This window comes from Serratia sp. FS14 (genome assembly GCF_000695995.1).
GTDB lineage: Bacteria > Pseudomonadota > Gammaproteobacteria > Enterobacterales > Enterobacteriaceae > Serratia > Serratia nematodiphila.
Genome location: NZ_CP005927.1, coordinates 4,473,372 through 4,488,593, shown reverse-complemented (window position 1 = coordinate 4,488,593; position 15,222 = coordinate 4,473,372). Strand labels below are relative to the sequence as shown.

10 protein-coding genes are annotated in these 15,222 nt (G+C 49.5%); 9 read left to right on the top strand and 1 reads right to left on the bottom strand.

The genetic code is table 11. The features are described from left to right. Nucleotides 1–15 precede the first annotated feature (15 nt). Genes L085_RS20485 through L085_RS20475 form a run of 3 tightly spaced genes read left to right on the top strand, consistent with a single transcriptional unit; the run spans nt 16 to nt 2,331 of the window. Nucleotides 16–1,146, top strand: a complete 1,131-nt coding sequence (locus L085_RS20485) for a glycosyltransferase family 1 protein (protein ID WP_081835538.1) — start codon at nt 16–18, stop codon at nt 1,144–1,146. A gap of 1 nt (nt 1,147) precedes the next feature. Then, nucleotides 1,148–1,732: a phosphoribosyltransferase gene (locus tag L085_RS20480; protein ID WP_044031591.1), complete on the top strand. Its 585-nt coding sequence runs from the start codon at nt 1,148–1,150 to the stop codon at nt 1,730–1,732. Then, nucleotides 1,729–2,331, top strand: coding sequence for a haloacid dehalogenase-like hydrolase (locus L085_RS20475; RefSeq protein WP_044031590.1), 603 nt, complete (start codon nt 1,729–1,731; stop codon nt 2,329–2,331). Before L085_RS20480 ends, L085_RS20475 begins: the two co-directional genes overlap by 4 nt. A 119-nt stretch (nt 2,332–2,450) precedes the next feature. Here L085_RS20475 and L085_RS20470 read toward each other — a convergent pair whose 3' ends face one another. Further along, nucleotides 2,451–3,752, bottom strand: coding sequence for a cellulase family glycosylhydrolase (locus L085_RS20470; RefSeq protein WP_081835537.1), 1,302 nt, complete (start codon nt 3,750–3,752; stop codon nt 2,451–2,453). Between the two features lie 365 nt (nt 3,753–4,117). Here L085_RS20470 and L085_RS20465 point away from each other — a divergent pair, with 365 nt between their 5' ends. From L085_RS20465 to cpsG, 6 genes are all read left to right on the top strand, one after another. Further along, the gene (locus tag L085_RS20465; protein ID WP_044031589.1) at nt 4,118–7,126 is read left to right on the top strand and encodes a DUF4214 domain-containing protein; all 3,009 of its coding nucleotides are present in this window, start codon (nt 4,118–4,120) and stop codon (nt 7,124–7,126) included. 392 nt (nt 7,127–7,518) lie between these two features. Continuing rightward, nucleotides 7,519–9,291, top strand: coding sequence for a type I secretion system permease/ATPase (locus L085_RS20460; protein ID WP_031299834.1), 1,773 nt, complete (start codon nt 7,519–7,521; stop codon nt 9,289–9,291). Between the two features lie 52 nt (nt 9,292–9,343). Next, the gene (locus tag L085_RS20455) at nt 9,344–10,675 is read left to right on the top strand and encodes an HlyD family type I secretion periplasmic adaptor subunit (protein ID WP_015377237.1); all 1,332 of its coding nucleotides are present in this window, start codon (nt 9,344–9,346) and stop codon (nt 10,673–10,675) included. Between the two features lie 2 nt (nt 10,676–10,677). Continuing rightward, nucleotides 10,678–12,054: a TolC family outer membrane protein gene (locus L085_RS20450; protein WP_044031588.1), complete on the top strand. Its 1,377-nt coding sequence runs from the start codon at nt 10,678–10,680 to the stop codon at nt 12,052–12,054. 271 nt (nt 12,055–12,325) lie between these two features. Then, nucleotides 12,326–13,750, top strand: coding sequence for a mannose-1-phosphate guanylyltransferase/mannose-6-phosphate isomerase (locus L085_RS25465; RefSeq protein WP_044031587.1), 1,425 nt, complete (start codon nt 12,326–12,328; stop codon nt 13,748–13,750). Nucleotides 13,751–13,762: 12 nt separating this feature from the next. Then, nucleotides 13,763–15,136: a phosphomannomutase CpsG gene (gene cpsG / locus L085_RS25460; protein WP_015377240.1), complete on the top strand. Its 1,374-nt coding sequence runs from the start codon at nt 13,763–13,765 to the stop codon at nt 15,134–15,136. Nucleotides 15,137–15,222 lie beyond the last annotated feature (86 nt).

Below are 15,222 nucleotides of genomic sequence, written 5' to 3'. Positions count from 1 at the left end.
TTATGGGAATGGATAATGAGAATCGCACTCGATAGCCGATTTATGCAAAAGGTTAGTCAAGGGACTGGAACGTACACAATAGAATTGGCGAATAACTTGATTTCGTGCATAAATCGCGATGATAAGTTATTGCTTCTGGCGGACGATCCTGCCATTGTTTTAACTAAGCAGGCTGGGCAACCTTTCTTAAATGATAATCGTGTAGAAATAAAGAAGTTGATATCAGGTTGGACGCCTATGAACCTTCTCGGCGGATTTGCACTTGCTGAATGGCGCAATAAATGCGATCTCTTGCATACAAATTATTTATCGCCCTTGGTTACAACCAGAAGTACGAAACATGTTGTGACTGTTCATGATGTCATGTTCCGTACGCACAAACAGTACTTCAATCCTAAGTTGACTAAAGGATTGGAAATTTTCACGCCGCCTAGTTTACAAAAAGCAGATCATATAATTGCAGTTTCTCATTATACGAAAGATGAGATAATCAAGAACTTCGGTGTTAATGAAAATAAAATTACGGTTGTGCACGAAGCTGCGAGCAAGCAGTTCCACGTGAAAGATAAAGTAAAATCTAATGATGTAATCGCTAGTCTGGGTGTGACTAAGCCATATTTTCTTTTCGTCGGGCGGTTTGCCGCGATTAAGAATATTGATAGTGTTATTGCTGCATTCGAGAGACTTGCCGATGCTGATGTGCAATTAGTTTTGGTTGGCGGGTTCGATCCGGCATTTCCTAATCCTGCCTTGGAAAATAAAATATTTAATAGCCCGGATAAAATAAAAGTTCTTCGAGGTGTCTCGAATGAGGACCTTGTTCATTTGTATAACAACACGCTTTGCCTGGTATTTCCAAGTTTTGCCGAGGGATTTGGTTTGCCTATTCTAGAAGCGATGTCTTGCGGGGCTCCTGTCATCACCTCTACCGCAGGTTCCTGCCCGGAAATAGCTGGTGATGCAGCATTATTGGTTAATCCAAATGACCTTTCTCAGTTAGTTAGTGCTATGGAGAATGTTTTTAATGATGCTCAGTTACGTGCCTCTTTGTCAGAAAAAGGTTTAAGAAGAGCTGATACTTTCAGTTGGCAGCGATGCGCAACGGAGACTTACTCTGTTTATGAAAATATCATAGGAAAGTTTTGATATGAAAGTTATTACGGCTATCGGCAAAGATTTCGATTCGTTATGTGATCGGTTGTCTAAAGAAATAATTAAAGAATTTTCCCCTGATGTTATTATTGGTGTTGCCACTGGTGGACGCTATGTCGCTGAGGAAATTGGGAAAAAAATTAATGTTCCGCTTGTTATAATAAAAAGGCAGCGAAATTCTACTAAGAAGAAGTCCAAGTTCAGAATGGCTTCTTTTTTGCCTTTCCTCCCAAGGCAGATAAATGACTTATTGAGAATAGCGGAAATAAAATTCAACGAACGTAAGTTCAGAAAATCCGGAAGAATATTGTCAGTAGGAGCTGTGGCACATATCTCCGGGGACTTGGAACACCTGCGAAAAGGTAAGAGAATTCTAATTGTTGATGATGCCGTTGATAGTGGTGGTACGTTTATTGATTGCATCAATTTTCTCCAACCGTTTCTTTCATCGGATTCGGTCGTTAAAACTGCTGCGTTAAATGTCACATTTGACGAGCCTGCTTTTATTCCAGATTTTTATCTTTATAAGGGCTATCTTATTCGTTATCCCTGGGCTAGTGATGTTAGGAGAAAAGGTTGAAATCCGTATATGATCTTGATGGCACACTTGTGCCATTTAACACTTTTAAAGTATGGGTTGTTCTGTCTTTTTTCATCTCTATTTTTTTCCTTAGATGGTATTTTTTATTTTCTATTATTAAATTCGCCATATGCAGGAAAATTGGGAGAATGGATCGCGTTGGATTTAAGGTGGCTTTATTAGCGATTCAGCAACGCACCAAGTTTTGGCCCTATGTCGGTAAGAAGTACGGAAAATGGTTGGCCCGCCATTCTCTCCGAAAGGATTTACTCATTCTAGGTGATAATTCGATTAAGTGCTTGGCAACTGCAGCGCCGGATATTTATGTGTCCTCTTTCTCTCAGGAAGTTAATGATTTTGATGTCACTATATGTGCACATTTTTGCCACTCAGGTGAATTTGTCGAAACATTAAATGTAGTGAAGCTTAAATTCGTTCGGGAGCAGTTTTCTGAGGAACCAGATCTTTTCTTTACTGATCATTATGATGATATCCCGTTAGCTATGGCTGCTAAGTTTACCTATATTGTTTCACCATCAATAAAGTCCGAGAGATTATTTTCCGACATGCTCAATGCAGGGCGTTATACGATAGTATAACGGTACTATTTTAAAAATGATAAAAGCGAGACTGTGTTTATCGTCTCGCTTTTTTTCGCCTTTAAACCACCTCCAAGGGAGTCCAAAGGAGGTGATTTTTCATTTGGTTTAATGCGGATTTACTCGTTGCCGAATGTTATCACTGGCGTGTCTGCACTAACCGCTGGTTGACTTTTTTGCGTTGGGTCTTCAATTACGAGAGCCGTAATTTTCTGCGAAGATGGTTTACTACTCGTCATGAGCGACATTATTCTTCCCGTTGTGGAATTCCTTCCCTCCTGCGTATCATTCTTTTTCCAACTAACCCTGGCTTCTTTTTTTCCATTGCTAAAGATTAAATTCACTTTACCATCGGTTGTCACATTGTAATTTTTTACCGAGTAATTTTTTATTAAATCGGCAATTTTCTCGTATGACTCCATGCTTGGCTTTTTACTCCCATTTTTCCTGAGCAATCCAAATCTATGCTCTATATTTTGGTTGTTATCACCATCATCGCTTAAGTCATACCACCAAACTCCTTTTATATATCCCCTGGCTTTTGCAAGAAGAGTATATTTGACAACATATTGGGCTACATAGTCCTCGCTGTATCCAAATTTCCCCGCATTGGTTGGTACGCCAATTTCAGTGATGTAAATAGGGACCTCTTTGCCTACGAGCCTCTTCAGTTCTTCTTGATACCCATCGATTTTTTCAATGTTTCCTTCCGGGGTAGTCAGCGATTTATCACTGGATTTAAAGCTATACGGATGTATTGATATCCCATCTATATAATTGAGCATGCCCAGCTTTATCAAGTCATCGGACCATTTTAATCCATCGTTTCCTAAAGGATCGAAGGAGCCCGCAAGCACGATAGCTCCGGGGTCCGCCCTCTTTATCGCCATAGAGGCCTGCTTGATGAGTTTGTAGTAGATCTGAGCTGGAGGAGGGGCTGGTGATTTATTATGCGTGCCGGTGCCAACACTCCACTCATTCCAGATCTCATAATACTTGACCTTTCCTTTAAATCTTTTTGCTGTCCAGTATGCATAATTTGCATAAGCTGCGATAGATTCATCGTTGCTGGCATATCCACTTTTATCATAGAGATCATTGCCATAGGCTAGAACGGCAATGGGGTTCATACCATAGTTTTTATTTGCAACTAAGAGAGACTTATCTACACGTATAAGTTTATCTACTGGTTGATAGGTGCCTTTCTGTTGTTCAACTAACCCCCAAAGGTAATCATCACGAAAGGAATTAAAACCATAGTTACTTATCAAGTTCAAATAATGATCTTGCTCTTCTGGATACCAGCGCAGGTGTGTGTTAATGCCAATCTCGAAGGCATAACCGATTTTCAGAGGCAGGGTAGCAAGAAGTGTGCCGAGTATAAATTTGAGAGAGAAGGGGGGCAGTTTCATGAACGTCATCGTCTTATCTCGCTGAGGTCAGTGTGAAAATAATAGATTGGTTTTACAGGTATTTTTACGCTTTCAAGCGCGAAAGTAACTAAGGTTATTCCTAATGTTAGCTAAGCAATCACTCGTTAACTAAATGCAGGAAAGATTAGTATCAATCTGCGCTATTAGGATTATTTTTATATTTTCTTTCTCATCTTGACATCATTGAATTTAGATACTTTCTTTGTATGTATCTACTGCTTTAACCATAGGAGTATTGAAACTGACGAATCATTGATTTTCATGCATTTTTGTTTTGCTTGTTCTTGCTTTGTTCTTCAGCGGCAAATTGCTGTCTGTAACGTTTTTTGAATGGCTTCTCTAGGAGAATACACATGTCATCTCTTGTCTCACAGCAGACTGGTGCTGCGCTTTACTATGCTGTTCTTGGTAAAGCAGCATCCGCGGCGACGTTCGATAGTGCCGGGCAACTTCTTGAAAATGGTGGAACTTCAGCGCAATATGTCGCTCAGATTCTCTCTTCCAGTGCAGGTCAGGCGTTATATAGCGGGAAGAGTACTAGCGATATCGTGAGTGCGATATATACCAACGTTTATGGCTCAGCACCTAGCGCCGGTGTTTTAGCTGCTTTGCTTGCTGGAGGGCAGCCCGCGGCAAATATCGTTGGCGGTTTAGTCAGTGATCTCTTAAATTACAATGGCTTTGATTCAACCATACTTTCTCAACAAACTGCATTTGATAATAAAATCGATGCCGTATTGTATCCTTCGGCGAATACTGCAGCCGCGGCCGGTAATGGCGCTTCTGATGTATTAGCGATCTACTATGTTCTTGGGTCCGTGCAATCAGCTGCGGGTGTCAACTATTGGGGGGCGGCAATTAATGATGGTTCCAGAACATTCTCCGTCGCCGCTCAGAGTTTTGTTAATGAGCGCAGTTATATTAACACTTTGAGTAATCAGGATTTTATTACCAAGCTCTTTACTCAAGGTTTTAAACGGCCGCCAGATAGCACCGAGTTAAATACTTACTTGACGGAACTGCAAGGCGGAGCAACGCGTGGTGATGTTATTGTTGATTTCATCAACTCGTTGCGTGGCAGTGTCAGCAGCTCTGATGCCGCCGCTAAACAGGCGTTTACACTGGCGACAACTGCTTACACTGCTGGCAGCTTACCTGGCTTGAATTACCAGGAACAGGCTGCTGCTGTGTTCCTGGCCGTGCCGGAGCGCGGCATTGACGCCGTAGGTTTGGATAGCTGGAGCAAGTATCTGGCATCTGGTGCGGCATATACTAAGTTTATTACCAGTGCATTAGCTTCTGATGAATTCCAGCGGAAAGGCGCACAGCTGACTGGTGATAACTTTATCCAACATGTTTACACCGCTGTTCACGGTACTGCAGCTACGCCGGCTCAGCTGGCGCTTTACAGTGCTTTGGGGACTGATAAATCGGTTATTACCCAAGCCATCATTAATGACCTGCGGACTTCAACGGCTACTGACGCGGTTACCGTCACTCAGCAGCACGCATTTGAGTTTGATATCGGTACCAGCCTGTTGTACAAAACCGCGGCTAGCCTGACGACTACAGCCGCCGGTGGTAACGCTACGGGTACTGTGAACACCGGTATTTCTCATCAAATCAGCAACGCCGAAACAGCGGTACTGACGAATGTCCAACTGAACGCCAATGCCGCCAGCACCGTGAACCTGAAGTTCGCCGACCATCTGGCGAATCTGACTATCAACGGCACCAGCGCAGCAACGGTCAACCTGTCTGACAACGGCGTTAATCCAGGCGTAGATATTACCGTCAATAACGGCAACGTCATCCTGAATGCCAGTTCGGGTGCGGATGACGTAGTCGTCACATCGACGGCAAACATTGCGGCCGGCACGGCGCAGTTTAACCTTGGTGCCGGCAATGATAGCCTGCACTGGGCAGGGAACGGCGTTTCCGGCGGAGCTAACACTGTCGCCAACACCGTCAAGGCTGACGGCGGCACGGGGACGGACTCCATTTCCGCCAACTTCATCACCAAAACCGTGGTGACCAACCAAAACGCCTTGGGCATTCGCTCCAGTACTGTTTCGAGTAATGCCAACAACTTCTCGAACTTCGAGAAGATTGACCTGACCGGTTATATCGGTAAGTCAGTCGGCACCCTGATCACTACGCCAGCAATTGGTTCACCGACCACCACTACCGTTACTACGCCAACCCACACCTTTGACTTTGGTCTGACCAACGGCACATCTACAGTTGAAGGCACCACGGGCGGCACGGTTACGCAGAACGCAGCTGCCACCAATCTGGGCACGCAAGGATTTGTGATCTCCGGTTTGGCTAACGTCAACGTCATCAACGCCGCCGGCGGCAACGCCGCGCAGCTGGAAGTGAAAGGGGACGCGACCTCCGCCAGTACGCTGAACTTCACCTTCGTGCAGAACGCTACCGATCACTTCAATATCAACTTCGATGCGGTGAGTTCCGCCAATGTGAATGCCGGTGCCATCACCCTGAACAGCAGCAGCAGCGTCCTGTTGGGTACCGCGCTGAGCACGGTGAACGTGGCTTCAGGCGGTACCGGCAGCTTTGACAACATTCTGTCATTGGCTGGCACCAATGCGCAGGTTCAGACCATCAACGTGACCGGTGATCACGCGCTGGATCTTACCGTTGGCAGCGGTTTCAGCAACGTACGTGATATCAATGCGTCCACCAATACCGCTGGTCTGAATCTCGACTCCAGCCATGGCGGTACCGGTGACGGTATCATCGTTCAGTTGCTGAACATTCTGCCGCTGAGCGTCGTCACCACCAACCTGTTGGCGCCGGTGCTGTCGGCGTTGGGCCTGAACGGCTACCAATTGACCGTGGAAGGTTCCAGTGCTGCCGATACCCTGGGCGTGATTGGCAACACCACGCTGACCGGTGGCGCAGGTGCCAACATCTATGACATCAAGGCGAGTAACACGCAGGCGGGTGTGACCATCAAGGACTTTAGCAGTCTCAAAGACAAGATTGTCGATGTTAACCATGGCGGCCTGACTATCTCCAATGACGCCAGCGGCACGGCGGTTGCGGACTACGGCACACGTTCCGCAGACACATTGGATGCGCTGTTGGGGACTCTGGTGGGCGGTTTGACCAACGGCGTTATCGGCCTGCTGGGCGGCATTCTCGGTCTGGACAGCAGCAACTCGCTGACGTCGAAAGTGGGTGTGGCATCCGTAGTATTCAGCGGTGGCGGTAATACTGCCAGCTCTTATGTGATTATCGACAACAACGATAACCATGCGCTGGATCTCAACGATACCGTGGTATACCTGACCGGGCAGAATCACCAGCAATTGGTGGATACTTTGCACTACGCGTAAGTACGGGTTCCAGTGGGAAATAATTCCCATTGAAACTGTTAGCCAATAAATAATACGGGGTGTGTGAACACCCCGTATTCTTTGAATTTTGTGAACCACGTCATTATCTCTGGTTTATTCCCTTTCGTACTAAACTCGCTTTGCCCTGTCTACTATTTACCCTACTGTTTTCATTTGTTTTTTTCTGTGGTTCGTGAGGCGATTTTTTTTGCTTACGGCCTTGCTGATATCCGCTTTCTCTACCTATAGTTAGAAAAAGTATCTGCAGTCTCGAGCATGTCTGGGGTGGGGGTTCTTTAGGATTTATTTTAGTTTTTTTCCTTTTTAGGATTTTCCTTATAAGAGTCCAATGCGGATTTTGACTGACAGTGCACATGATGTAAGGGCAGAAAGTGAATCAATTTATACCGCGCAATGAAATTGCGGATGTTATACGGACTCGCAGTAAGGTTTTTTGGACCGTTGGCATATTCACCGCATTTATTAATCTATTAATGTTAGTTCCTTCTATCTATATGCTCCAGGTTTATGACCGGGTGCTTCCTTCGCGTAATGAAATCACGTTGTTAATGCTGACGCTGATCATGCTGGGCATGTTCGGCATGATGTCGCTGTTGGAATACGTGCGCAGCATGGTGGTGATCCGTATCGGCAGTCAGCTGGATATGCGTCTCAACACGCGAGTCTACACTGCGGCCTACGAGGCGAATCTGAAAAACGGTTCGTCTGACGCCGGCCAGATGCTGAGCGACTTGACCAATCTGCGCCAATTCCTTACCGGCAGCGCGCTGTTCGCTTTCTTTGATGCGCCGTGGTTTCCGATCTATCTGTTGGTGATATTCCTCTTTAACCCTTGGTTGGGGCTTTTCGCCCTGGTCGGTGCGCTGTTGCTGATCGCATTGGCGGTGATCAACGAAATGGTGTCGAAAAAGCCGCTGGCGGAGGCCAGCAAGCTGTCGATTATGTCCGGTACGCTGGCCAGCACCAATCTGCGAAATGCCGAAGTGATCGAGGCTTTGGGGATGTTGCCTAACCTGAAACGCCGGTGGTTCGGTCTGCACCAGCGGTTTTTGAACAGTCAGCGCATCGCCAGCGAACGCGCATCGCGGGTTACATCGATCACCAAGTTTGTGCGCATGTCGCTGCAATCGCTGGTGCTGGGGCTGGGGGGCTGGCTGGCGATCGATGGGCACATTACGCCCGGTATGATGATCGCCGGCTCCATTCTGATGGGGCGAACGCTGGCGCCGATTGAGCAGGTTATTAACGTCTGGAAGAGCTACAGCGCGGCGAAGCTTTCTTATGGCCGGTTGGTCAAGCTGCTGGAAACGCACCCGCAACGTGGTACCGGTATGTCCTTGCCGCGTCCGGAAGGGGTACTCGCAGTAGAAGGCGTCACCGCCACGCCGCCGGGCTCCAAAGGCGATGCGGTATTGCATAACGTGAGTTTTGCCATCCAGCCCGGTGACGTGCTGGGGATCATTGGCCCGAGCGCGTCGGGGAAATCGACGCTGGCGCGTTTGCTGGTCGGCATTTGGCCGGTCAGTGAAGGGATTGTTCGGTTGGATAATGCCGACATCTATCAGTGGAACAAGGATGAATTGGGGCCGTATATCGGCTATCTGCCGCAGGACATTGAGCTGTTTGCCGGGACTATCGCCGAGAATATCGCTCGCTTTAACGATATCGACTCAGAGAAAGTCATTGAAGCCGCTAAGCTGGCCGGCGTGCACGAACTGATCCTGCGTTTCCCTAACGGCTACGATTCGGTGCTCGGCAACGGCGGCGCTGGGTTGTCCGGTGGACAGAAACAGCGTATCGGCCTGGCGCGCGCCTTGTACGGCGATCCTTCGCTGGTGGTATTGGATGAGCCTAACTCCAATCTGGATGATGCGGGCGAGAAAGCGTTGAACCAGGCGATTATGTTCCTCAAGCAACGTAATAAAACGGTGGTTCTGATTACCCATCGCACCAATTTGCTGTCGATGACCAGCAAGTTGTTGCTGTTGGTGAATGGCAACGTCAACGCGTTCGGCCCGACTCAACAAGTGCTCCAGGCGTTGGCCAATGCGCAAAAAGCCCAGACGCAACAGCCTCAGCAAGCGGTGAGGGCGGTAAATTCTGAGCCGGATGAAGGCAACATCCCAAAAACGCAAATTAATTAAGCCGTGAATTGCCTGATGGCTTTATTGCCATCCGCAGTTTAAAGGAGTTGGTATGTCGACGCATATTGGCGAGCCGCAAGACTCGTATATTGAAGAGATCCCGCAGGACGAACGGCGGTTTACCCGGATGGGCTGGCTGGTAGTGGGAATTGGTCTGTTCGGATTTTTGGTCTGGGCAGCGTTCGCGCCTCTGGATAAAGGGGTGGCATCACCGGGATCGGTAACCGTTTCCGGCAACCGCAAAACGGTGCAGGCCCCGGCCAGCGGCATCATCAAGAATATCGCGGTGAAAGACGGCGACAAGGTGAAAGCCGGTGAGGTTCTGGTGCAATTGAGCCAGGTGCAGGCACAGGCTCAGGTTGATTCGCTGCGCGATCAGTACTACACCACGCTGGCCACCGAAGGGCGTTTACTGGCTGAACGCGATGGTCTGAGCAAGGTCACTTTTTCCCCTGTTTTCACCCAGGTTAAGGATCAGCCGCGCGTGGCCGAAATCATCGCGTTGCAAACGCAGCTGTTCGCCTCTCGCCGCCAGGGGCTGCAAAGTGAAATTGACGGTTATAAGCAGTCGATGGATGGGATCCGCTTCCAGTTGAAAGGCCTGCAGGATTCGCGCGCCAACAAGCAGATCCAACTTTCCAGCCTGCGTGAGCAGATGAACAGCATGAAGCAACTGGCGGCGGACGGTTATTTGCCGCGCAACCGTTATCTGGAAGTCCAGCGCCAGTTCGCTGAGGTGAACAGCAGCATCGATGAAACCATCGGGCGGATTGGTCAATTGCAAAAGCAGCTGCAGGAATCTCAGCAGCGTATCGATCAGCGCTTCGCCGACTATCAGCGCGAGGTCAGGACGCAACTGGCGCAAACCCAAATGGACGCCAGCGAGTTCCGCAACAAGCTGCAAATGGCCGACTTCGATCTGGGCAACACTGCCATCACCTCTCCGGTGGATGGCACCGTGGTCGGATTGAATATTTTCACTCAGGGGGGCGTCGTGGGAGCGGGGGACCACCTGATGGACGTTGTACCCAGCCAGGCGACGCTGGTGGTGGATTCTCGCCTGAAAGTCGATTTGATCGACAAGGTGTACAACGGGTTGCCGGTGGATCTGATGTTTACCGCCTTCAACCAAAACAAAACCCCGAAAATTCCGGGGACGGTCACGCTGGTTTCCGCCGACCGCCTGGTCGACAAAGCCAATGGAGAACCTTACTACCAGATGCAGGTCACGGTTTCGCCGGAGGGCATGAAGATGCTCAGTGGCGAGGACATCAAGCCGGGGATGCCGGTCGAGGTGTTCGTGAAAACGGGCTCACGCTCGCTGCTGAGTTATCTGTTTAAACCTATTTTGGATCGCGCTCATACTTCATTAACCGAGGAATAATTTTGATTCAATCAAAACGACAGGCTGCCGGTCTGGTTATCGGCACCCTTTTGTTTGCGATATCTGCGCCGGTTTATTCGATAGGGATTTTAGACGCATATTCGCTGGCATTAGAAAAGGACCCGACCTACCGGGCGGCTATAAAAGAGAAAGAAGCGGGAGATGAGAACGAAAACATCGGCAGGGCGGGGCTGCTGCCGAAGGTATCGCTGAACTACCAGAATTCGCCGCGCAACTGGCAAACGCAAAAGTACCCGCAGAGCGACTTTTTCGGTAATGTTTCGGAGGTTACCCGGCGGCAGCAATATCGCAGTTATTCCAGTTCGATCACGCTGACGCAGCCGCTATTCGACTATGAAGCGTACGCCCGCTACAAAGCCGGCGTGGCACAGACGATGATGTCGGACGAGCGCTATCGCGGCAAGTTGCTGGATCTCGCTGTTAGGGTGATTAACGCCTATGTTGAAGTCGCCTATTCCAAGGATCAAATCGCGTTGGCCGAAGCGCAAAAGGCGGCTTACAAGGAACAGCTGACCTTGAACGATCGCCTGATGAGCGCGGGTGAAGGCACCATTACCGACGTATCGGAAACCCAGGCGCGCTACAGCCTGGCCGAAGCGCAGGTAATTGAAGCACGCGACGCGCTGGACGCCGCACAGCGCGAGCTGGAAGTGATTATCGGCATGCCGCTGAACCAACTGGATGAATTGCAGGTTTTGCGGCCGGGCAAGTTCAAGGTGGCACCGCTGATCCCGTCCAAGTTCGAAGATTGGCAGAAGATCGCGCTGGAGAACAACCCGGTGCTGGCCGCGTCGCGTCATGGCGTGGATGCCGCCAAGTATGATGTCGAAAGGAATCGTGCGGGCTTTATGCCGCAGGTTCAGCTGTATGCTTCGCATTCGGAAAACGATTCCAGCAGCGATAATACGGTTAACCAGAAATACCGTACCGACAGCATCGGCGTGCAGGTCAGCATGCCTATTTATTCCGGCGGCGGCGTTTCGGCGTCGACCCGGCAGGCGGCGGCGCGCTATGGCCAGGCGATGTATGAAATGGATGCACAGACGGGCACAACGCTCAACGATCTGCGCAAGCAATACAATTTGTGCATCAGCAGCCGCGCCAAGGTGGCGGCCTATGAGTTGGCGGTGCAATCGGCTACTACACAGGTGACGGCGACTCGGCAGAGCGTGCTGGCCGGGCAACGTGTCAACGTCGATGTGCTCAACGCCGAACAGCAGCTCTATAGCGCCCAGCGCGATCTGGCTTCCGCCAAGTACGCCTACATCAAATCATGGATCACCTTGCTGAGCGACTCCGGTACGTTGGATGAAAAAGATGTTATGCGGGTCGCGCAGTATTTTGCCCGCAGTCGCTAGCAACATATTCACTATGAGCATTAATCTGAAAGAGCAGCGCTATGCTGCTCTTTTTTTGTTAATACGTTATGTTATCGGCAGGTTGTTCCTCCTGTGTTTTTACTCGCCTGGTTTATTTCTGAACATAATTCCTGGCAAAGGGCGGTAGGTTAGGGGAATTTATACTTTAGCAAAATGTAGCGATTGGTCGACGATCGTACGAATTTTAGAATGATGCTGCTGATGAGTGGCGTCGTCCTTATAAGAACGATGACTGAGTAAAGGGTAGATAATGTCCAAACTAATCCCTGTGGTTATGGCCGGCGGTACTGGGAGCCGTCTGTGGCCGATGTCGCGAGAATCGTTCCCTAAACAGTTTCTTTCTATTGATGACAGTGGGATGAGCCTGCTGCAACAGACGTTACAGCGCTTGTCGGGGCTGGGCGGTATTGAAATTGCCGCTCCTTTGGTCATTTGCAATGAGGAACATCGTTTTTTGGTTGCCGAGCAATTGCGTGAAATCGGACAATTAGCGACCAATATCATTTTAGAGCCCGTAGGGCGCAATACCGCGCCGGCAGTGGCGTTAGCCGCTCATCTGGCAGCGGAAGAAGACGAAGACAGCATGCTCTTGGTGCTGGCTGCAGATCATCTGATCACGAAGGTCGATAATTTTCACGCGGCGATCCAGACGGCTATCTCGTTTGCAGGCAATAACCATCTGGTCACGTTTGGCATTATTCCGGAACATCCGGAAACCGGGTACGGCTACATCAAACGCGGCAGTCACCTGTCCAATGATTGTTTCAAGGTTGATTCATTCGTGGAAAAACCACGTTTGGAGAAAGCGATCGAATACCTCGCCAGCGGAGATTATAGCTGGAACAGCGGTATGTTCATGTTCAAGACCGCCAAGTTCCTGCAGGAACTGCGGCAGTTTAGTCCTGAAATTTTCAGCACAACCCAGCAGTCTGTGGGTAAGAGCCAACGCGACATGAATTTTATCCGGGTTGAGCAAGACATCTTCAAACACTGTCCAAGTGATTCCATCGACTATGCGGTGATGGAAAAAACGCGTGATGCCGTAGTGATTCCCATTGATGCCGGCTGGAGCGACGTCGGCTCCTGGTCTTCACTGTGGAACGTTTCCGAAAAAGATCCGTTGGGCAATGTCAACGTGGGTGACGTTATTTCGATCGACTCCAGTGACAATTACATTTCGTCGGAGTCTGCGTTGGTGGCAACCATTGGGTTGGAAAATCTTATCGTGGTCAACACCACTGACGCCTTGCTGATCGCTCACAAGGATAAAGTACAGGATGTAAAGAAAGTGGTTGATGAGCTTAAAAAGCGCAATCTTCATCACTTTCGCCAACATTCCACCGCCTACCGGCCCTGGGGCAAGATTTGCGACATCGACAGCGGCACGCACTTCCAGGTGAAGAAAATCATTGTGCGGCCAGGGGAGGGATTGTCGGTGCAACGCCATCTCCACCGTGCCGAACATTGGATCGTTGTGAGTGGGACAGCAAGAGTTAACGTTGATGATCAAGAGTTCTTCTTGTCGGAAAATCAGTCTACCTTCATTCCTGCGGGCAGTGTCCATACGCTAGAAAACCCGGGAAAAATCGATTTGGAAATGATCGAGGTCAGGTCGGGGCGCTATCTGGAAGAAGATGATATTGAGCGTTTGCAAGATCGCTATGGCAGAATTTAACAGGGTTTGGTAATGCAAAAATTGACGTGTTTTAAAGCTTATGACATCCGGGGAAAGTTGGGTGAAGAGCTGAATGAGGACATCGCGTATCGTATTGGACGTGCCTATGGCGAGTTTTTGAAGCCCAAACGGATCGTGTTGGGCTGCGATGTGCGGTTGACCAGTGAAAGCCTGAAACTGGCGCTGGCGAAAGGGTTACAGGATTCAGGCACTGATGTGATAGACATCGGTTTAACCGGTACCGAAGAAATCTATTTCGCCACAACCTATTTAAAAGCCGATGGTGGCGTGGAAGTGACCGCCAGCCATAATCCTATCGATTACAACGGCATGAAGTTAGTGCGCGAAGGCTCTCGCCCAATCAGCGGCGATACCGGGCTACGAGCGATTCAAGAACTGGCGGAGAAAAATCACTTTCAGGCGCCGGCAGCAACGCGCGGTAGCTATGTCCGCCAGGACGTATTGGGGGCTTATGTAGAGCACATACTGTCTTACGTCGACGTGAAAAACTTCAAGCCGTTGAAGCTGGTGCTCAACTCGGGCAACGGTGCGGCAGGGCATGTGATTGATGCCATCGAGGCGCAACTCAAGGCGCGGGGCGTGCCGTTGGAGTTTATCAAGGTGCATCACCAGCCGGACGGGGCTTTCCCTAACGGTATTCCCAACCCTTTGCTGCCTGAGTGTCGCGCGGATACCGCCGATGCGGTGCGTGAGCATGGCGCTGATATGGGGATCGCGTTCGACGGCGATTTCGATCGCTGCTTCCTGTTCGATGAAAAAGGCGATTTCATTGAGGGTTATTACATCGTCGGCTTGCTGGCGGAAGCCTTCCTGCAGAAACAGCCGGGAGCGAAGATCATCCACGATCCGCGTCTGAGTTGGAATACCGTCGATGTGGTCACCGATGCGGGTGGCGTGCCCGTGATGTCGAAAACCGGCCATGCTTTCATTAAGGAACGCATGCGTGCAGAAGACGCCATTTATGGCGGTGAGATGAGCGCCCACCACTATTTCCGTGATTTTGCTTATTGTGACAGCGGCATGATCCCGTGGCTGTTGGTTGCCGAACTGGTCAGTGTGAAAGGACAAACTCTGGGGCAACTGGTACAGGATCGCATTGCCGCCTACCCGTCTTCCGGTGAGATCAATATCAAACTGGCACAGCCGGCCGTGTCCATTGAAAGCGTCAAGCAATACTATTTGGCTCAAGCGGATGAGGTAGACTATACCGATGGCATCAGTATGTCGTTCGCAAACTGGCGTTTCAACCTGCGTTCCTCCAATACGGAACCTGTGGTGCGTCTTAATGTCGAATCGCGAGCCGATGTTGCGCTGATGCAAGCGAAGACCGACGAGATTTTGGCGTTGCTCGGTGCACAAATTTAACGCTTAATACATTGAATAGTCTAGGGTGAGAGCGGTTTTACCGCTCTCTCTTCATGGTACGCCCAGAAGGTTGTATGATGCGCTCA